Origin of the sequence: Priestia sp. SIMBA_032 (assembly GCF_046535215.1) — a bacterium.
GTDB lineage: Bacteria > Bacillota > Bacilli > Bacillales > Bacillaceae_H > Priestia > Priestia aryabhattai.
The window spans coordinates 1-256 of the sequence record NZ_JAWRXD010001054.1; the positions used below are offsets into that span (position 1 = coordinate 1).

General features: G+C 33.6%; 1 pseudogene. It reads left to right on the forward strand.

The window, feature by feature from the left end:
• Positions 1-256 (forward strand): annotated as a pseudogene (locus tag SB717_RS37575) (transcriptional regulator); the annotation flags it as partial.

The following is a 256-nucleotide window of genomic DNA, read 5'->3' on the forward strand; positions in this document are numbered from 1 at the left end:
GGGATAAAGGGCTTGAAGCATATGGGTTAAAAGGTTATCCAAGAATAAAAGAATTGTTGCTAAATGAATTTTCGAGAGTTCGTGCAGATCAAAGGCGCTCAGATACTTTATTTGAAATGGAAGATGGTTCAATTTTAATGTTAGAGTATGAAAGTAATACCCGTTTCCTCGAAAACCATTTGAAGTATATGGATTATGCGAATCAAATTATGTATCGTTACTATAATAAGAGGAAAGAGTTACCGGATATTCGAAT